15 protein-coding genes and 1 riboswitch are annotated in these 18,105 nt (G+C 61.8%); of the genes, 5 read left to right on the top strand and 10 right to left on the bottom strand.

Annotated elements, in window-relative coordinates; all coding sequences use genetic code 11:
* Positions 1-11: 11 nt before the first annotated feature.
* From cobO to cobU, 4 genes are read right to left on the bottom strand one after another with little or no spacing between them, the layout of a single operon-like run.
* Positions 12-647 (bottom strand): cob(I)yrinic acid a,c-diamide adenosyltransferase, encoded by a 636-nt coding sequence (cobO, locus tag AC13QO_RS18210; protein WP_085778481.1) that lies wholly within the window; start codon positions 645-647, stop codon positions 12-14.
* On the bottom strand, positions 647-4,627 hold the full coding sequence (gene cobN, locus AC13QO_RS18205; RefSeq protein WP_488541444.1) for a cobaltochelatase subunit CobN: 3,981 nt from the start codon (positions 4,625-4,627) through the stop codon (positions 647-649). Before cobN ends, cobO begins: the two co-directional genes overlap by 1 nt.
* A 3-nt stretch (positions 4,628-4,630) precedes the next feature.
* Positions 4,631-5,686, bottom strand: a complete 1,056-nt coding sequence (gene cobW, locus AC13QO_RS18200; protein ID WP_488541443.1) for a cobalamin biosynthesis protein CobW — start codon at positions 5,684-5,686, stop codon at positions 4,631-4,633.
* A gap of 6 nt (positions 5,687-5,692) precedes the next feature.
* A complete protein-coding gene (gene cobU, locus AC13QO_RS18195; RefSeq protein ID WP_488541442.1) occupies positions 5,693-6,202 on the bottom strand; it encodes a bifunctional adenosylcobinamide kinase/adenosylcobinamide-phosphate guanylyltransferase in 510 nt (169 codons plus the stop codon).
* A gap of 398 nt (positions 6,203-6,600) precedes the next feature.
* Positions 6,601-6,996: riboswitch (cobalamin riboswitch) on the bottom strand.
* 226 nt (positions 6,997-7,222) lie between these two features.
* Here cobU and AC13QO_RS18190 point away from each other — a divergent pair.
* Positions 7,223-9,013, top strand: coding sequence for a chloride channel protein (locus AC13QO_RS18190; protein WP_488541441.1), 1,791 nt, complete (start codon positions 7,223-7,225; stop codon positions 9,011-9,013).
* 6 nt (positions 9,014-9,019) lie between these two features.
* Here the strand turns inward: AC13QO_RS18190 and AC13QO_RS18185 are convergent, their stop codons facing one another.
* A complete protein-coding gene (locus AC13QO_RS18185) occupies positions 9,020-10,228 on the bottom strand; it encodes an adenylate/guanylate cyclase domain-containing protein (RefSeq protein ID WP_285195914.1) in 1,209 nt (402 codons plus the stop codon).
* Positions 10,229-10,578: 350 nt separating this feature from the next.
* Positions 10,579-12,048 (bottom strand): cobyric acid synthase, encoded by a 1,470-nt coding sequence (locus AC13QO_RS18180; RefSeq protein ID WP_488541440.1) that lies wholly within the window; start codon positions 12,046-12,048, stop codon positions 10,579-10,581.
* A 641-nt stretch (positions 12,049-12,689) separates the two neighbouring features.
* Between AC13QO_RS18180 and AC13QO_RS18175 the strand changes: the two genes are divergently transcribed.
* The gene (locus tag AC13QO_RS18175) at positions 12,690-13,688 is read left to right on the top strand and encodes a glycine betaine ABC transporter substrate-binding protein (protein WP_488541439.1); all 999 of its coding nucleotides are present in this window, start codon (positions 12,690-12,692) and stop codon (positions 13,686-13,688) included.
* A 32-nt stretch (positions 13,689-13,720) separates the two neighbouring features.
* The gene (locus tag AC13QO_RS18170) at positions 13,721-14,068 is read left to right on the top strand and encodes a hypothetical protein (protein ID WP_434710065.1); all 348 of its coding nucleotides are present in this window, start codon (positions 13,721-13,723) and stop codon (positions 14,066-14,068) included.
* Positions 14,069-14,111: 43 nt separating this feature from the next.
* Here AC13QO_RS18170 and AC13QO_RS18165 read toward each other — a convergent pair whose 3' ends face one another.
* Both AC13QO_RS18165 and AC13QO_RS18160 read right to left on the bottom strand, forming a co-directional pair.
* A complete protein-coding gene (locus tag AC13QO_RS18165) occupies positions 14,112-14,267 on the bottom strand; it encodes an entericidin domain-containing protein (RefSeq protein WP_011425752.1) in 156 nt (51 codons plus the stop codon).
* A 98-nt stretch (positions 14,268-14,365) separates the two neighbouring features.
* Entirely contained in the window at positions 14,366-15,265 is a 900-nt protein-coding gene (locus AC13QO_RS18160; protein ID WP_488541438.1) for a LysR family transcriptional regulator, read from the bottom strand.
* A 113-nt stretch (positions 15,266-15,378) separates the two neighbouring features.
* Here AC13QO_RS18160 and AC13QO_RS18155 point away from each other — a divergent pair, with 113 nt between their 5' ends.
* Positions 15,379-15,591 (top strand): hypothetical protein, encoded by a 213-nt coding sequence (locus tag AC13QO_RS18155; RefSeq protein ID WP_085778490.1) that lies wholly within the window; start codon positions 15,379-15,381, stop codon positions 15,589-15,591.
* Positions 15,592-15,651: 60 nt separating this feature from the next.
* Here AC13QO_RS18155 and AC13QO_RS18150 read toward each other — a convergent pair whose 3' ends face one another.
* Positions 15,652-16,260 carry a LysE/ArgO family amino acid transporter gene (locus tag AC13QO_RS18150; protein ID WP_488541437.1) on the bottom strand — a complete coding sequence of 203 codons (609 nt, stop codon included), beginning with the start codon at positions 16,258-16,260 and terminating at the stop codon, positions 15,652-15,654.
* Positions 16,261-16,360: 100 nt separating this feature from the next.
* Here AC13QO_RS18150 and AC13QO_RS18145 point away from each other — a divergent pair, with 100 nt between their 5' ends.
* A complete protein-coding gene (locus AC13QO_RS18145; RefSeq protein WP_285195913.1) occupies positions 16,361-17,254 on the top strand; it encodes a LysR family transcriptional regulator ArgP in 894 nt (297 codons plus the stop codon).
* A gap of 185 nt (positions 17,255-17,439) precedes the next feature.
* Here the strand turns inward: AC13QO_RS18145 and greA are convergent, their stop codons facing one another.
* Positions 17,440-17,922: a transcription elongation factor GreA gene (gene greA, locus AC13QO_RS18140; RefSeq protein WP_488541469.1), complete on the bottom strand. Its 483-nt coding sequence runs from the start codon at positions 17,920-17,922 to the stop codon at positions 17,440-17,442.
* Between the last annotated feature and the right edge of the window lie 183 nt (positions 17,923-18,105).

The raw sequence follows: 18,105 nt of genomic DNA, 5'->3' as shown, positions 1-18,105 counted from the left end.
AGCACCTGACCTCAGAACTCCACGCCCGGCTGCCCTTTGATGCCGGAACGAAACGGGTGTTTGACGAGTTCCATCTCCGTCACCAGATCGGCGATCTCGATCAGCTCTTCCTTGGCGTTGCGTCCTGTCAGCACGACATGCGTCATGGCGGGTTTCTCATTCTTCAGGAAGGCGACGACATCGTTGATGTCGAGATAATCGTAGCGCAGCGCGATGTTGATCTCGTCGAGCAGCACCATGGAATTGCGTTCGTCGCGGATCAACTCCTTGGCCTTTTCCCAGGCCGCCGAGGCGGCGGCGATGTCGCGGGCCCGGTCCTGCGTTTCCCAGGTGAAGCCCTCGCCCATCGTGTGGAACTGGCAGAGATCGGAAAAATGCTTCTCGATCAGGTCGCGCTCGCCGGTCCACATCGCGCCCTTGATGAACTGCACGACGGCTGACGGCTTGCCGTGCGCGATGTGGCGGAAGATCATGCCGAATGCGGCTGACGACTTGCCCTTGCCCTTGCCGGTATGGACGATGATCAAGCCCTTGCCGTCCGTCTTGGTCGCCATGATCTTGTCGCGCGCAGCCTTCTTCTTCGCCATCTTCTCGGCGTGGCGCGCATCATCCTTGGCCGCTTCGTTTTCCAGGATCTCGTCGCTCATCAGTGCACCTCATTCAGTTGCGTGGCTGCGAGGTCGAACCGGGCCGAATTGCTGCGCGGCGTCCAGAGCCCGCGATCGATCGCTTCGCGCAGCCGCTCTCGCATCTCGTCGAATGCCGCCGGGTTCTTCTCGATCATGAAGTCACGCACGCCTGGATCGGCGACGAAGGCCCGAAAGACCGCCTCGAAATGATGCGCGCCGACCGCGCCCGTCGTCGCCGCGAAGGCGAAGAGATAATCGACGGTGGCGGCGATCTCGGCCGCTCCCTTGTAGCCATGGCGCATGACGCCCGTTATCCATTTTGGATTGACCACGCGCCCGCGCACGACGCGGCCGATTTCCTCTTCGAGCGCGCGGATCACCGGTCGTTCGGGCCTGGAATGATCGTTATGATAGATTGCGGGGCGTTTACCGGCGAGTTCCTCGGCCGCCGCCGCCATGCCGCCTTCGAACTGGTAGTAGTCGTCACTGTCGAGCAGGTCATGCTCGCGATTGTCCTGGTTCTGAATGACGGCTTGCACAGAGCGCAACCGTTCCTCGAAAAGGCCGCGTTCGGCCCTGCCTTCCTCGCCGGCGCCATAGGCATAACTTCCCCAAACGAGATAGGCCTCGGCAAGATCGGCACGCCGCTCCCAGCCCTTTTCATCGATCAGTGCCTGCAACCCCGCGCCATAGGCGCCCGGTTTCGAGCCGAAGATGCGATAGCCCGCCCGCTTCGCCGCCGTCTTCTCATCGAGCCCAGCCGCGGCGAGCCGCGCGGTCTCGCCGCGCATTCGCCCGGCAATCGGATTATCCGCCGCGTCCTCTTCGAGCGCGCCGACAGCGCGGATCGCCTTGTCGAACAGCGCGATCTGCTCGGGGAAGGCGTCGCGGAAGAAACCGGATATGCGCAGCGTCACGTCAACCCGCGGTCGCCGCAGCAGAGCCGGCGGAATGATTTCGTAGCCGGTGACGCGCCGTGAGGCCATGTCCCAGACCGGCTTGACGCCGATCAGCGCTAAGGCCTGAGCAATATCATCGCCGCCGGTGCGCATGTTGGACGTGCCCCAGGCTGTCAGCCCGAAGGAGACAGGCCATTCGCCGTGATCCTGCACGTATCGGCGGATCAGCAGTTCCGCGGATTTCTTGCCGAGTTCGTAAGCAGCCGGTGTCGGCACCGCCCGGCTGTCGACAGAGTAGAAATTCCGCCCGGTTGGCAAGACATCCGGCCGTCCGCGCGTCGGCGCACCGGATGGGCCGGGCGGCACGAAACGGCCGTCGAGGCCCCGGAGCAGGCTGGCGATCTCGGCCGGACCACAGGCAAGGATGGATGGCTTGAGACGCGCTTCGATTTCGTCCAGCACGGCTCTGGTTTGGACCCAGAGGGTTGGGCACGCCATTTCACCGGAAACGAGCTTGGCGGCGAGCAGTTCAATGCGCTCGACGGTGTCACCGTTACTGCGCCAGGGGGCTTCGAGGATATCTGCGAGGACAGCCGGACGCGGGCCAGCCCAAAGAGTCGCCATATCGCAATCGAGTGGGTCGAACGGACGCTGAAGCGCGCGACTCCCCTTCTCCCCGGCGGGGAGAAGGTGGCCCGAAGGGTCGGATGAGGGGACCGCAGACTCCGCCTCGCTTGCGCTCAGCCGCTCGCTCCTACCGTCGCTCGCCCCCTCATCTGTCCTAACGGACATCTTCTCCCCGCTGGGGAGAAGGGGGAAACTCAACCCAGCATCCCCCGCAATCGCCCGCTGCAAACTCGCATCGCCACCCTCTCCGAGCCCGCGCGGTACCCGCGCCAGCGCCGCGGTGAGATCCGTCAGCAACCGCCCCTCCGGCGACACGCCGAAGACATGCAGCCCATCACGGATCTGCATCTCCTTCAGATCGCAAAGATAGGCGTCGAGCTTCTTCAGCGCCTCACCTTCGCTCTCGCCTTTCGCAATCCCGGCATCCCGATCCAGCCCGATATCGGTGACGAGATCGAGGATCTGGCGGCTGAGCAGCCGAATGCGGCGGGGATCGCCGCCCGAAGCTTCGTAATATTCATCGACCAGCGCCTCCAGATCCTTGAGCGGCCCATAGCTCTCGGCCCGCGTCAAAGGCGGCGTCAGGTGATCGATAACGACTGCGGCGGTGCGGCGCTTGGCCTGGGTGCCCTCGCCCGGATCATTGACGATAAAGGGATAAAGATGCGGCAGCGGTCCAAGGATCGCTTCCGGGTAGCACGTCTCCGACAGCGCCAGCGCCTTACCCGGCAGCCATTCAAGATTGCCATGCTTGCCCATGTGAATGACGGCATCGGCGCCATATTCGCGCCGCAGGAAAGCATAGAACGCGATATAGCCATGCGGCGGCACGAGATCCGGCGAATGGTAGCTGTCCTTTGGATCGATATTGTAGCCGCGCGCCGGCTGGATGCCGATAAGGACACCGCCGAAGCGGGCGAAAGGCAGGGCGAAGACGCCATCGCGAAAATAGGGATCTTTCTCTGGCTCGCCCCAGCGGGCCGTCACCTCCTCTTGAATCTTTTTGGGAAGAGATTCCAGGAAATCTTTGTAGCGACTGAGCGAAAGGGCCTCGCGGATAAGCCGGCCGTCATGTCCCGAATTGGTCGGCCCCTCCATCAGATGTTGGATCAGCGCGTCACCATCGGCCGGAAGATCGGCGACTGGATAACCCGCGGCCGCCATTGCCCGAAGCACCTCGATGCTGCCGGCCGGCGTGTCGAGCCCGACGCCGTTGCCGAGCCGGCCGTCGCGGTTTGGATAATTGGCCATCACGAGAGCGATGCGCCTCCTATTGGCTGGCGTCCCGCGCAGCCGCGCCCAGTTGGCGGCCAGTTCCGCCGTGTAGCGCACCCGGCCGGCATCTGGCACGCTGGCGACGATGTTCGCCTCGACAGCCGCGTCGTAACGCGCCGCCGTCTTAAAGGAAACCGCCCGGGCCAATATTCGCCCATCGACTTCAGGCAGCGCCACATTCATGCCGAGGTCGCGCGCCGACAGACCCTGCGACGAAGCCACCCAGGCCTCCCTCGACGAAGCCGACAGGATTGCCTGCAGCACGACGGCGCCATCCGCCTCCAGCACCGTCGGTTGCCGGTCCGCGCCCGGTGCGGAGACTGCAAAGCCCGTTGTGTTGATGACGACATCCGGTTTCAACGCCGAAAACACGCTCTCGAGAACGCCTGTCGAAACGGGATCCTTTAGGCTGTAGGCAAAGACCGGCAGCGGCCGCAGGCCAAGCGCGGCCAGGGCCTCGATCAGCGCCTCGACCGGCCCCGTCTCGCCGCTCTGGACCAGGGCACGGTAGAAGCTGATGGCGACGATGGGGGACGTGGGTTCGAATTCCATCTCTTCTGTCGAGCTTGGTGTCCCACGCTTGACGGACGACGTTGGCGCGACATGCGAACCGACGACCCGCCGCCACTCCTCGACCCCGATCGCCCCTCGCCCCGGCCACCAGATGCCCGCCTTCATCAGCGGCACTGCCGGCGCCGGCTTCTCCGCCCCTGACAGCATCGCCGAAGCATAGGCGAGAAAATCCCGCGCATTGGTGTCGCCGCCTTCGATCAGGTAGGCCCACAGCCCGTTGAGATCGTCGAGGTCAACATTGGAGAAAGGAACCAGCCCGGCATCCGGCTTGGCATCGCCAGGCAATACCGCAATTTTCACGCCATTCCGGGCAGCAACGGCGTGCAGCGCCTCCAGCGCATAATGGAAATAGCTGGCGCCGCCGAGCGCACGCACGACGATCAACTTGGCGTGCCGGGCCGTTCGCTCGACATAGGTATCGACCGACATTGGATGCTTGAGGCTCATCAGATTCGCGAGCCTCAGCGAATGCGGCATCCCTTCACACTCGTGATAGGCGGCAGCAATCGCGGCGAGTTCGGTGTCGGCAGCCGAAAGAAACAGTATATCGCCGGGCGACTGGCCGAGGTCGATCGCCTCCTCGCCGTCGCTGATCGTTCCCTGCTGGGCAAGAAGCAGATGCATCGATTATCCCTGAACGAGCGCTTCGATCGTCTTGCGTACCGCGTCCTCGTTCATTTCATGCAAGCCGATGACGACGAGGCGCGTGCGGCGCGCCTCGTCCGCTGCCCAGGCGCGGTCGAAATACTGGTCGATGCGGCTGCCGACGGCCTGCAGTTGCAGGCGCATGGGCTTGCCCGAGACGTCGATGAAGCCTTTGAGGCGCAGCACATCATGCTCGGCGATGATGCCCTTCAGCTTCTCGACAAAGCCCGTCGGATCGGAAACAGCGCCGAGTTCGACAACGAAGCTTTCGAATTCGTCGTGGTCGTGTGGCGCCCCCTCCTCGTGCTCCAGCTCGTGATGGGACTTGCGGTTGGCGATATCGTCTTCCGTGCCGATGCCGAGGCCGAGCAGCACGCCTGCCGGCACCTCGCCATTCCTGGCTTCGATCATGACCGGCTTGCGGGCAATGCGGGAGGCGACTTCGCTCTTCACGCGGTCAAGGCCATCGCCATCGATCAGGTCGGTCTTGTTGAGCACGATGAGATCGGCGCATGTGAGCTGGTCTTCGAACAGCTCCTCGATCGGGCTCTCATGATCGAGCGAGTCGTCCTCGCTGCGCGCCGCCTCGACTGCATCATGGTCGTCGGCGAAACGGCCGGCGGCAACGGCCGCACTGTCGACGACCGTAATGACGCCGTCGACGGTCACCTGGGTGCGGATATCAGGCCAGTTGAAGGCGGCGACCAGCGGCTGCGGCAGGGCGAGGCCGGAGGTTTCGATGACGATATGGTCGGGCCGCTGTTCGCGCTCCAGCAGCTTCGTCATCGTTGGAATGAAATCGTCGGCGACGGTGCAGCAGATGCAGCCATTGGTGAGCTCGATAATGTCGTCCTCGCTGCAATTCTCCGCGCCGCAGCCCTTCAGGACCTCGCCATCGACACCGAGATCGCCGAACTCGTTGATGATAAGCGCAATCTTTTTGCCGCCGGAATTGGTGAGCAGGTTGCGGATCATCGTCGTCTTGCCGGCGCCGAGGAAGCCGGTGATGACGGTTGCGGGGATTTTCTGCTGGTTCATGGAACTTCAACCCTTCATTTTCAGCGGCAGACCGGCCGCGATGAAATAGACCTCGTCGGCCTTCGCCGCGATTGTTTGGTGCAGCCGTCCGGCATGATCGCGAAAATCGCGCGCCATGCGATTGTCAGGCACGATGCCGAGACCAACCTCGTTGGAAACGAAGACGAGTTGCGCCTTGGCGCCGGGGAGGAAATCGGCGAGCGCGGCAAATTCCACAGCCATCTCGCGCTCCGCCATCATCAGGTTGGTCACCCAGAGCGTCAGGCAATCGACAAGCACAATGCGTCCCTCGCCATCGATGGCGGCAAGCACGCCGAAAAGATCGAGCGGCTCCTCATGCGTCATCCAGGAAGGGCCGCGATCGGTCCTGTGCTGGGCAATACGCTTCTGCATCTCCTCGTCCCAGGCACGGCCGGTGGCGAGATAGTGGCGCTCGAGGCCGCTTGCCATAACGAGATTTTCGGCGAAACGGGATTTGCCGGAGCGTGCCCCGCCGAGGATGAGCGTGGTGGTCATGCCCGAATATTCCTCTGAGGAGGCGTGCCGCTGCAGCTTGTTCTAGTTTTAACTTTATGAGCCACGGTAGCCAAAACTTTGCTTGGGAAAGCCGCGCCACCCCATTCACTTCCCTCATTCCTGTGCTTGTCACAGGAATCCAGCGTGCCCAAGTCCTTGGGCACGGAAGGCTCATTCGTTGCCTGCGCATAATTAATCACGGCGCGGACGGGCCGTGGCCGGATTCCTGTGACAAGCACAGGAATGAGGGAGGAAAGGAAGGCGCGTAATACGCAGACATAACCTGAAGGCGACGAACCGGCACCTCTCATACGCACCACCAGAGGCGGCGCTAGCTTCGTTCTTTCAGCCAAAACAACCTCCGTGCTGGCAGCGGGTCTCTTGCCCAGGTTTGGGCTGTTCGCCCGGCACGGAAGGCAGGTCTCCTGGCTCGTGGTTATCGGCGGCGATCGGGGGCGAACCGGAAGCCCGGTCGCCCCTGATCGTGCCAGCGGATCTGCCTCGCCTTCCCGGCTGCCTCGGTGAAAAGGTGGACGATTCGTAGAGTTAGAGGCGTCCGACCCCGGTTGATCACCATGCATTTCCAGTGGCTTTTCCGGCATGTCGCCCATCCCGCCCGCCTGCACTATTGCGGTTAGGCCGGAAGAGGTCCGATGCCGGATGGAAGACCCTGACCGCTCTACAGTCGCGGGGTCGGCTGTGATGAAGGCGCCCGATGTGGGTCCGCCCCGTCACATTCCCTTTTCATCCGGAAGGCGAAATGCCGATCCGGAACCATCCGTTATTCCTCAGATGGTTAGGCAAGCCGGCGGGTGAAGTCAACCGACCTTCGCCACCGCCTTCCCGCTGGACTGCGCGAAAGGCCGGCCAACACCACTGACCCCACCGGAAATATCGTCTTTTATCAGCGGCTTACGTCATGAATATTTGATGTGACCGTCGGCTTTTCGCCGCAATTGCGTTGCAAGGCGACTGCACCCCCGCCCTTGACCCGGCCTCTCCTCGCCTAGTTGTCTAGCCATGCTTATGAAATTGGATCGGCGCCGCCTGAGCGCGCTGCGTGTTTTCTTCGATCCGGGGCGACTGCGCGCCCTGACGCGCCGCAGCGAAGTCGGCCTGTCCCTGGCCGGCGCCGTCGTCGGCATCGCCTCGGGCCTTGCCGTGACCGGCATGAGCTATGTCTCCAGCGAACTGCACCAGCTTGTTTTCGGCATCGCCGACAGCGAACGGCTGAGCGCGTCGGTAATCCAGGACAAGATGCTGCTGCTCACCGCCCCCGTCATAGGCGGCGCCCTGCTCGGCCTGCTGCTCCTGGTGCTCGCCAAACGGCGCAAGAAACCCATGGTCGACCCGATCGAGGCGAATGCTCTGCATGGCGGCCGCCTCTCCCTCACCGATAGCATCATCGTTGCCGTACAGAACCTGATCTCCAACGGCTTCGGCGCCTCCGTCGGCCTGGAGGCCGGCTATACCCAGCTCGCCGCCGGCATTGCCTCCAAATTCGGCCTGAAGCTGCAGCTGCGCCGCTCGGACCTGCGCATCCTCGTCGGTTGCGGCGCGGCCGGCGCCATTGCCGCCGCCTTCAACGCGCCGCTGACGGGCGGCTTCTACGCCTTCGAGCTGATCATCGGCACCTACACCATCGTATCGTTAACCCCGGTTGTGGTCTCTGCCCTCGTTTCGACCCTCATCGCAAGGCTGCTTGCCGAGGGCGATTTCACCATCGATATCGGCAGCTTCGGCTCGGTCGTGCCGGCCGATTATGTCCCGGCGCTGCTGCTCGGCGTCTTCTGCGCCGGCGTTGGCATTCTCCTCATGCAGGGCGTGGCCTTCATTGAGGAGGTGGCGCGCAAAAGCTCGATCGCTCCGCCCTTTCGCCCGGCGCTCGGCGGCATCATCGTCGGGCTTCTCGCGATGATCTCGCCGCAGGTCCTTTCGGCCGGCCACGGGGCGCTGCATCTCAACTTGTCCCGCGACGTGGCGATCCCGGCGCTGATCGGTCTCTTTCTCCTGAAATCGCTGGCTTCGGCAATCTCGATCGGTTCTGGCTTCAGGGGTGGTCTGTTCTTCGCCTCGCTGTTCATGGGCGCCCTGCTGGGCAAGCTCTTTGCTTATTGCGGCCCCTATTTTGCCGATGCGACATTGACGCCGGTTATTTATGCTGTGGTCGGGATGAGTTCCCTGGCGGTCGCCGTCATTGGCGGGCCGCTGACGATGACCTTTCTGGCGCTCGAAATCACCGGCGATTTCCCGATCACGGCACTGGTTCTTGCGGCCGTCATCACCTCCTCGCTCGTCGTGCGCTCGACCTTCGGCTACTCCTTCGCCACATGGCGTTTCCATCTGCGCGGCGAGAGCATCCGCAGCGCCCACGACGTCGGCTGGATCCGCAATCTCACCGTGAACAAGCTGATGCGCGCCGACGTGAAGACGGCAAGGGCCGATATCTCGCTGGAAGACTTCAAGAGGGCCTTCCCGATCGGCTCGACCCAGCGCGTCATTCTCGTCGACGAGAACGATAAATATGCTGGCCTCGTACTAGTCCCGGAGATCTACGCTAACCCGACCGACGTTCAGGACGAGGGCCAGACGCTTGCCGATTTCGTCCGCTATCGCAATGATTTCCTGCAGCCGCAGATGAATGCCAAACAGGCGGCGGCGATCTTCGACAAGAGCGAAAGCGAAGCGCTCGCCGTCGTCAACAATCTGATCGAGCGCAAGGTCGTGGGACAGCTCAGCGAAAGCCACACGCTGCGCCGCTACAGCGAGGAACTCGACCGGCGCCGCCGCGAGGTGTCGGGCGAGATCTGAGCGAGCCTAAGAAGCGGCGCCGGCGAGCCTGTAAACGTCGGCTCTCTTCGAGACGCCGCGCAGCTCGAAAGCGCCGAGATAGTCGCAGGGCACAGCGCAGGTCGCTGCGAAGCTTTCCGACAGCAGCAGGGGCTGCTCAAGCGTTCCGCACAGCTTCTCGAGCCGCGACGCCTCGTTGACCGCCCTGCCGATCACGGTGAAGTCCAGCCGGCCTTGAGCGCCGACATTTCCGTAGAAAACCTCGCCGAGATGCAAGACGACATCAATCCCGATATCGGGGCCGCTATTCAGCATTCGCTCGCGATTGAGCTCCTCGTTTGCCCTCAACAGGTTCTGTGCCGAAGCCAATGCGGCCTTGCAGGCCTTTTGCGGATTCTCGGCGTCCGTCGGAAAGATTGCCAGCACGCTATCGCCCATGAACTTGAGGATCTCGCCGGAATTTTCCTCGACGTGCCGGTCGATCAGCTCGAAGTGCTCGTTGAGAAAGCCGACGATCTCCCCCGGCTGATACGCCTCGGTCAGCGCCGTGAAGTTGCGGAGGTCGGCAAGCAGGATGGCGGCGTCGATGGAGCCGCCCATTCCCCTGCGGGTTTCACCGGCAAGGATGCGCGCGCTCGTCCTGGCGCCGGTATAGACGGCGAGGATATCGGTCGCGGTCTTGGAAACTGCGACACGGTAAGCGGCAAGCCCCAGCGCTGGGAACAGTTCATCGATGATTGCCAGTTGATCATCTGAAAATCCGCCGGGAGCGTCACTCGTCAGAGAGAGACCGAGCCCGCGCAGCGCGACTTCCTTCGGGAACTCGAAAAGATTGACCACATGGTCCGTGCCGCCGGCAAGCGCAAATTCGTGGAGCTCGCCATAGTGGAGACCCTCGCCTTTCGCCAGGTTCCACCGCCCCGTCTTCTCACCGCGGTTCAGAAGATAGAATATCGGCGTCTTCTCGAAGTTGCGCTCGGTCTCGCTGCCGTGCTCCGCATTCTCGAGAACGGTCTCACCGCCCCGCATGAAATTGGCCGCGATACCGCGATACATCGGATGTAGGGACGGCATGCGGATGCTTGCCCGCCAGATCTGAAACCCGTCCGCGATCAGCCGTTCACACAGGCCGGCGACGAGATCGCCGATATGCTCGCTGGTGATTCCCTGCTCTATAACCCACTGAATATGATCTTTAATTTTGAAAACCTCCGCATGAAGTGGGGAACTTGGAATGGCGTCACCATCGAGACCGGCGCCGGGAACAACAGGACAGGCGCCGAAAGGCCTAGCCGCACACACGACTTTTTAGCCTGCTTCGCATTGCGATACTACTCCCGCGAGAATGATGTGATAGAGAATTGGATACACAGTATAGGTATGTCCCTGTGGCCCCCTCATCTGCCTGCCGGCATCTTCTCCCCGCGGGGGAGAAGGGACTCGTGGCAGCGCCTCACTCCCATTTGAGACCATTACTGTAGGAAAACGATGGTCGGCGACTTGCTCCCTCTTCTCCCCAGCGGGAAGAAGGTGGCCCCAAGGGCCGGATGAGGGGCCACAAGGCATACTCTTCACTGCCCTTGCGCTCAGCAAATTCTCCCGACCTCCAGCAACTCACCCAACCACCGCGCATCCAGGCAGCGCTCCAGTTCCCCTGCAACCTCGTCAAGCGCCCGCTCCACGCTCTCACGGTAGTTCCCCTGTCCGCCGGAAAGCCCGAAGCTCTCCAGCAGCCGGGCGCGGTAAGCGTCACTGCCGAACAGCCCGTGCAGATAGGTGCCCATGATCCGGCCGTCCGCCGAAACCGCTCCATCGGGGGCGCCGTCGATGATCGCGGAAGGCCTGACACAATCCGGGCCGCGGGTGATGCCGAGATGGATCTGGTAGCCGGCAAGCAGCACGTCATATTCGGTCGAGCGGGCATGGCTGTTGCGCACGGTCTTCTCCGGCGCCATCTCGGTCTCGACGTCGAGCAGCGCCAACCCCGGCGTCTCGCTCGTGCCGCCCTCGATGCCGCGCGGGTCATGCACCATACGACCGAGCATCTGGTAGCCACCGCAAATGCCGATCACCCGCCCGCCGCGCCGGACATGCGCCGCAAGATCGCGGTCCCAGCCTTGAACTCTGAAATCGGCGAGGTCTGCTATCGTCGATTTCGACCCTGGAAGAATGACGAGACCAGCATCGGTAGGCAACCGTTCGCCCCCTCGGACGAAGACCAGCTCGACATCCGCCTCCGCCCTCAGCGGATCGAGATCGTCGAAATTGGCAATGCGCGGCAGCATCGGCACGGCGATCTTCAGCGCCCCGGCCCCGCTCCTGGCAAGCCGTTCGAGCACGACCGAATCTTCGGCCGGCAGGCGCGTGGCAGCCTGCAGCCACGGCACGACGCCGAAGCAGGGCCAGCCGGTGAAGCCTTCGATCGCGCGAATCCCGTCATCGAAGAGCGAGACGTCGCCGCGGAACTTGTTGATGAGATAACCTGCGATCATCGCTCGATCGCCCTCATCGAGAATCGCCTGCGTGCCGACCAGCGAGGCGATGACGCCGCCGCGATTAATATCGCCGACGAGCACGACGGGCACGCCCGCCTTCGTCGCAAACCCCATATTGGCGATATCGCCGGTCCTAAGATTGATTTCCGCCGGCGAGCCGGCACCCTCGACGACGACGAGGTCGGCGCCGGCAGACACATTTTCGAAGCTTTCGAGCACGGCGCCGAGCAGTTGCGGCTTCAGCCGCTGGTAATCCCGCCCCTTCGCCTGCCCGAACACCCTGCCCTGCACGATGATCTGGCTGCCGTTTTCCGATTGCGGCTTGAGCAGCACCGGGTTCATGTGCACCGACGAGGGCGTGCGTGCAGCCATCGACTGCAGCCACTGCGCCCGGCCGATCTCACCGCCGTCATCGGCGACCGCCGCGTTGTTCGACATATTCTGCGGCTTGAACGGCCGCACGGTGAGCCCGGCATTGGCCGCAAGCCGGCAGAGTCCCGCCACCAGCACCGTCTTGCCGACATCCGAGCCGGTTCCCTGCAGCATGATTGCTCTTGCCATGGCGGCCGCCTTTCCCTGGCGCATCGCGCGTCCGAAAATCGGTTCAGATTTCGGGCCGATGCACGAGCCGGAGGCCTACAATGGCCGCCGATCCCGGGTCAAGACTTCGACTATTCTCGCGAAAGCGCGAAAACCGCGCATGGCCTTGGCTCTGCGCGGTTTGCCGAAAACTCAGGCGTCTTCGCCCCTACACGGCGAAGCTCGCTTTCTCCGGTACGCACTACCTGAACCGGAGAAGCAGCGGTCGTTGGCGCCACGCCCCAACTGATAACGGCACATTCTTACCGGAGAGTTATTGAAGGCTTACGCAAAAGTTAATTTTGACTTTTTTTGATCTGCTCGGCGGTTTCCATCACCATTGAGCCGGCGTTCGGAGACAGCGTCTCTCTTCGATCCGAGGAAATTTCAGCAGCGAACTATATTATTCGAATTCAATAATTTAGTACCGCAACCACGAGCAGAAGACGGTTGATTTCTGCGAACGAACGCGTAGGCTTCGACAAAATACGCCATCGAAATATGGTCTGCGACGCGTTGCCGGAGCCGGTCGGACGGCGCCCGTGAATGGGAAACGCCTGTTGCGGCATCGCCGCCTGGTGAATCCCGGCAGCACGTTGCCCAAGAACAATTCGGGGAAGACGATGAAGACGCTTTTGATTTCGGCCGCCTTTGCCGCGGCTCTTTTTAGCGCGACCGCGCCGGCCGAAGCCGCCGAGTGCGGCAAAGTTTCGATCGCCGAGATGAAATGGGCCTCGGCCGGCATTGCCGCAAACTTCGACAAGATCATCCTGGAAAAGGGCTACGGCTGCTCCGTCACCATCGTCGACGGCGACACTCTTCCGACCTTCGCCTCGATGAACGAAAAAGGTACCCCTGATATCGCTTCGGAATACTGGATCAATTCCGTCAGGGCCCTGCTCGATCAGGCCGTCAACACCGGTCGGCTGGTGCAGGGCGCCGAGATACTAGCCGATGGCGCGGTCGAGGGCTGGTTTATCCCGAAATTCATTGCCGACGCCAATCCCGATATTCGCTCGGTCGAGGACGCGCTGAAGCACCCCGAGCTTTTCCCTGCCGAGGATGATCCGTCGAAGGGCGCGGTTTACAACTGTCCCGCCGACTGGAGTTGCCAGATATCGACCACCAACCTCTTCAAGGCCCTCGCCGCCGACAAAAAGGGCTTCGAACTTGTCGAAACCGGCAGTCCTCAGCGGCTCGACGCCTCGATCGCTCGGGCTTTCGACAAGAAGATCGGCTGGCTCGGTTATTACTGGGCGCCGACCGCCATCCTCGGCAAATACGACATGACGCGGCTGAGCTTCGGCGTCAGTCACAACAAGGCCGAATGGGACCGCTGCACCGCGGTTGCCGGCTGTATCAGGCCTGAGCTCAATTCCTATCCGGTCTCGCGCGCCTTCACGCTGATGACCAGGTCTTTCGCCAGCCGCGCCGGACCTGTCACGACCTATCTCAAGACCCGCAAATGGGACAATGAGACGATCAACCAAGTGCTCGCCTGGCAGGATGAAAATCGCGAAAGCAACGACGATGCCGCGATCTATTTCCTGCGCAATTACGAGAACCTGTGGATGAAATGGGTGCCGGCCGATGTAGCCGAAAAAGTCAAAGCGAGCCTATAACGGCAGATGGCGCCAACGACCGGACGATTCGAATGACAGGCAACCTTCCCTTTCCCGACCGCGATACCGTTGCGGAAAAGCTCGCCGCGCTGTCGGAAGCCGATAAATCATATCTGGCCCTGCTCATGGAAAATGCCGCCCAGGACGACAACCTGCTCGACGGCCTGCGACGCCATCTGGACCTTGCCGCGAAGTCGCATTTCCTGAACTCGCTGAAGCTTGAAAATCTCGGATTGTGGCTCGGGACCAAGGCGCCGCATCGCCTGCAGATTCGGCTGATGGAAACCGCTCGCTCAAGCCAGCATCCCGCCTACCAAGCCTTCCGGACCGGCCTTAGCCGATCCGGCGGCCTCGAAAAGGCATATCCTCCGGTGCCTTGATCCGGCCTCGGATGGCCTTCAGTCCGGCAAAGCTGCCGGCCGATTACTTCCTCGCAGCCCGGTCGACCGAGCGGCCTGCATCCTGGGTGGCGTTGACGGCGTTCGCCGTATCTTTTCCCATACCGCGGATCGTGTTGCCGCAGGAGGAAAGAGCAAGAAGAACCATGAAGGCTGCGGCAATTTTGGCCGTTGTCGTCATTTCGAATATCCTTGTTTGAAATCAACCCCGAACGGCACTCATGCCATCCGCGCCCCTAACGCACAAGTGGCGAAAAAGTTCACGGTTGAATGACATCCTCAGGCGGCGACAGCCTTCGCTCTCTCGGCAAACGCGCTCCGGATGCTGTCGGCCACCGTCTCGATCGGTCCCGACATCTGCGAGGCGGTCAGCAGCCGGATATCGAAGGAGCCGAGCTCCGGCAGCCCTTCCTGCAGGCCGAGGATCGACATGTCCTCGCCGACATAGGAGAGCGGCAGCGGCGCGATGGCGAGATCGGAAAGCACGGCGGCGCGCTGCGCCATCGTATGACCGCTGAGATAGGCGACGCGATAAGGCCGCTTGTTGCGTTCGAGCTGGGCAAGTGCCTCCTGCCGCCAGATGCAGCCATCCTCCCAGATCGAAATCGGCAGCGGATCGCGCCGATGCGCCGAGCCGCACCTTGCGCCGGCCCAGACCAGCCGCTCGCGAAACACCACTTCGCCACCGGTCGGAAACGGCCGAGTCGCGCAGTTGATCAGCGCTAGGTCGAGCCTCTGCTCTTCCATACGCTTCTTCAGTCCGACGCTCATGTCGATCGTCACATCGACCATGATGCCGGGATAGCTCTCGGCGAAGCTCTTTAGGATTCTCGGCAGCAGCCGCTCGCCGATATCCTCCGGCGCGCCGAGCCGGACGACCCCGGTCAGTTCCGGCATGATGAAGCGCGACACCGCCTCGTTCGACAGCGCTAGGATGTTGCGGGCGTAAGAGAGCAGCATTTCGCCATGGCGCGTCAGCGACACCGAGCGGGCATCGCGTAAAAACAGCGTCGCTCCGAGCTGCTCCTCGAGCTTCTTGATCTGCATGGAGACCGCCGACGGCGTCCGGAAGACCGCTTCGGCGGCGGTGGAAAAATTGCCCGTCTCGGCGATGGCGACGAAGGTGCGCAACACATCGTTGTCAAGCAAAGGAATGGGACGGCGAAAGGGAAGGCTCATCGTCGCATCTTTCAATTTTTCTGATCTTTAACCCCATATCATTTTGTTTGATTGAATGTCAATCGCTCCCCATAGTCTACGTATCGGAACTGATGCAGCAAAGGAGGCTAGACATGGCGCAATCAAGCACTTGGAATATCCTACAGGCCGTTTCCGCATTCAAGACACGCCGGCGCAGGGATGCGAATCACGAACATGCGCTCCGGGAACTGAAGCGATTTCCGTCGCACCTCTTGGCCGACTGCCAGCGTGAAATGGAGTTGCCGCTCCTTAACGTCGCTGCGCGACCAAAGCGGGGTCTGAGACTCGTGGAAACGCGCGCATGATGCGGACCTCTGGCTCGGATCTGACAGGCGCCGGGCCGATCGCCTCATACGGCGATCGACTCACATCCCGCCTATCAGCTTGAAGGCGATAATCCACATCGTCGCAGCGACGAGCGTCTCGAGCATCCGCCAGGAGGCCGGCTTGGAAAAGATCGGCCGCAGCCACGTCGCGCCATATCCGAGCGCAAAGAAAAATAGGAAGGAGCCGGTTACGGCGCCTGCGGCAAAGGAAGCCTGCTGCCCCGGATAGCGCGTCGATATCGTGCCGAGCAGCACCACCGTGTCGAGATAGACATGCGGATTAAGCCAGGTCAGCGCGAGACAAGTCGCAAGCGTCCGGGAAAAGCTTGCCTTTTCGGCTTCCGTAACTGTGAGCACAGCGGACGACCGTAAGGCGGAATAGAAGCTCTTGGCTCCGTACCAGGCCAGAAACGCGGCTCCCCCGTAGCGCATGACCGGATCGAGCCAAGGCAGCAATCCGGCGATCTGCCGGAGGCTGGTCACGCCGAGCATGATCAGCGCCGCGTCGGACAAGGCGCAGGTAAGGCAGACGGCGAAGATATGTTCACTACGCAGGCCCTGTCGAAGAATGAAGGCGTTCTGCGCGCCGATCGCGACGATCAGGCTGAGGCCCATCATTAGACCCGTGATATAAATTGAAAAATTCATCGTTTCGCCAACCGCACTCAGCTTCGACAGAGTTGCGGTACCGCGTGAAGTTGGCTTAGTCTAATTAATCCAACTTACCTGAGTTAAGCGAAACTAATCCATGCTCGACTATCCCGCTCTTCGCGCCGTTGCAACCGTCGTCCAGACCGGCAGCTTCGAAAGGGCGGCGACCGTGTTGAATGTGACGCCGTCGGCGGTGTCGCAGCGGGTGAAGCAGCTGGAAGAACGCCTCGGAGTCATCCTGATCGCCAGAGGCACCCCCTGTACGGCGACCGAAAAAGGGGAATGGCTCTGTCGTCACGTTGAGAATGTCGGCATGCTGGAGGTTGAGCTTTTCGGGCAGCTCCCGGCTCTCGTCGATCCCGACGAGCCACGCCAAAGGGTTACGCTACAGATCGCGACTAACGCCGACAGCCTCGGCACATGGTTTGTGGAGGCCATGTCGAATTTCTCCAAGACCTCGTCCTATCTGTTGAATGTCGCTGTCGACGATCAGGATCACACCGCCGAATGGCTGCAGCGGGGACGGGTGATCGCAGCCGTCACCAGTCTGGAGAAGCCGATCCGGGGATGCCGGCGCTTCGCCCTTGGAACTCTCCGTTACAACGCCACCGCGACACCCGATTTTGTCGCCCGCCACTTCCCGGACGGCGTGACATCGGAGGCGATCCGCAACGCTCCGGCCCTGACCTTCAATCAAAAGGACAGGCTTCAGAGCAGCTGGGTAAGGCAAACCTTCAGCCAAGATCTGGACTACCCCACACATTGGCTGCCCTCGCCGCAAAGCTTCGTCGAAGCCACTCTTTCCGGGATGGGGTGGGGAATGAACCCGACCCAGCTCACCCGTGATCATCTCGCATCGGGGCGGCTCGTCGAACTTGTTGCCGACACGCCGCTGGACGTTCCACTATACTGGCAGATAAACCGCCTCGCCGCCGACCGCCTGGCCGAGTTGACGCGCGAGGTCGTCGCCGTAGCGAAGCGTCGGCTTTAATGACCGTCAAGATGCCTCTTCTCCAGGCTCCACCGGCAGAGGGATTTAGTCGGTCGGAACGATCACACGTAGGCCGTGCGGTTGCCGAACTCGCTGGTTTCGTCAAAATCCTTCGTACCGATCCGCTCGCTCTCGCCGGAGAATTCGGCGGCGTCTCCGAACTCGGCGAACTTTGACGATCTTCTCTAGGAGATGGCGATAATCTCCAGCTCCTGGCCGCCTGTCTCCACCACATCGCCGACAGCCTTGCCCATCAGCAGCTGCGCCACCGGAGAGACGTAGGAAATCGATCCCGCCTTGGGATCTGCTTCGTCTTCTCCAACGAGCCGATAAGTCTGCACGCGTCCATCGTCGCGGCTGAAAGTGACCGTATTGCCAAAGGCAACCACGTCGGCTGACGTTGGGTTAGGCATGAGCTGGGCGGAGCGAAGTCTGGCCGATAAGTATCGGAGATCACGTACAGGATTGGCAGCCTGCCGCCGCCGCTCATTTACGTCTTCAATGGCGCTCGTCGCATCATAGGCCGCGCGCGCCTGCTGAAACTGCAATTCGAGTGCCCTCAATCCCGCTTCCGTGACGAGGTTGGGATGCGGCGAAATTGGCCGGTCCGGCAACAGGGTTTCCGAAGCGGTTTCGAAACTCTCTTCCTTGGTGAAGGCAACAGCCAATCGATGTCTCCGTTTTAAACGCAACGCACTCTTATGATTGGTGGGGGAATTGCCCCGCCGGAACCATACACCGATGACCGACAAACCGCCAATCTTGCCCTATTGCAAACGTCAACGCTCCTGGCGTTCCGGGAACGTCCTGGCCGACATTGCGTTTATCTCAACCGATGCACTGTAGCCCAG

It is taken from the genome of Rhizobium sp. CNPSo 3670 (assembly GCF_057784555.1).
Note: the sequence above shows the minus strand (reverse complement) of the source record. Positions and strands in the feature narration are given on the sequence as shown.

What these genes read in the sequence shown, in the direction of transcription:
- cobO (WP_085778481.1), bottom strand. Translation starts at nt 647, where the DNA reads ATGAGCGACGAGATCCTGGAAAACGAAGCGGCCAAGGATGATGCGCGC.
- cobN (WP_488541444.1), bottom strand. Translation starts at nt 4,627, where the DNA reads ATGCATCTGCTTCTTGCCCAGCAGGGAACGATCAGCGACGGCGAGGAG.
- cobW (WP_488541443.1), bottom strand. Translation starts at nt 5,686, where the DNA reads ATGAACCAGCAGAAAATCCCCGCAACCGTCATCACCGGCTTCCTCGGC.
- cobU (WP_488541442.1), bottom strand. Translation starts at nt 6,202, where the DNA reads ATGACCACCACGCTCATCCTCGGCGGGGCACGCTCCGGCAAATCCCGT.
- AC13QO_RS18190 (WP_488541441.1), top strand. Translation starts at nt 7,223, where the DNA reads ATGCTTATGAAATTGGATCGGCGCCGCCTGAGCGCGCTGCGTGTTTTC.
- AC13QO_RS18180 (WP_488541440.1), bottom strand. Translation starts at nt 12,048, where the DNA reads ATGGCAAGAGCAATCATGCTGCAGGGAACCGGCTCGGATGTCGGCAAG.
- AC13QO_RS18175 (WP_488541439.1), top strand. Translation starts at nt 12,690, where the DNA reads ATGAAGACGCTTTTGATTTCGGCCGCCTTTGCCGCGGCTCTTTTTAGC.
- AC13QO_RS18170 (WP_434710065.1), top strand. Translation starts at nt 13,721, where the DNA reads ATGACAGGCAACCTTCCCTTTCCCGACCGCGATACCGTTGCGGAAAAG.
- AC13QO_RS18165 (WP_011425752.1), bottom strand. Translation starts at nt 14,267, where the DNA reads ATGACGACAACGGCCAAAATTGCCGCAGCCTTCATGGTTCTTCTTGCT.
- AC13QO_RS18160 (WP_488541438.1), bottom strand. Translation starts at nt 15,265, where the DNA reads ATGAGCCTTCCCTTTCGCCGTCCCATTCCTTTGCTTGACAACGATGTG.
- AC13QO_RS18155 (WP_085778490.1), top strand. Translation starts at nt 15,379, where the DNA reads ATGGCGCAATCAAGCACTTGGAATATCCTACAGGCCGTTTCCGCATTC.
- AC13QO_RS18150 (WP_488541437.1), bottom strand. Translation starts at nt 16,260, where the DNA reads ATGAATTTTTCAATTTATATCACGGGTCTAATGATGGGCCTCAGCCTG.
- AC13QO_RS18145 (WP_285195913.1), top strand. Translation starts at nt 16,361, where the DNA reads ATGCTCGACTATCCCGCTCTTCGCGCCGTTGCAACCGTCGTCCAGACC.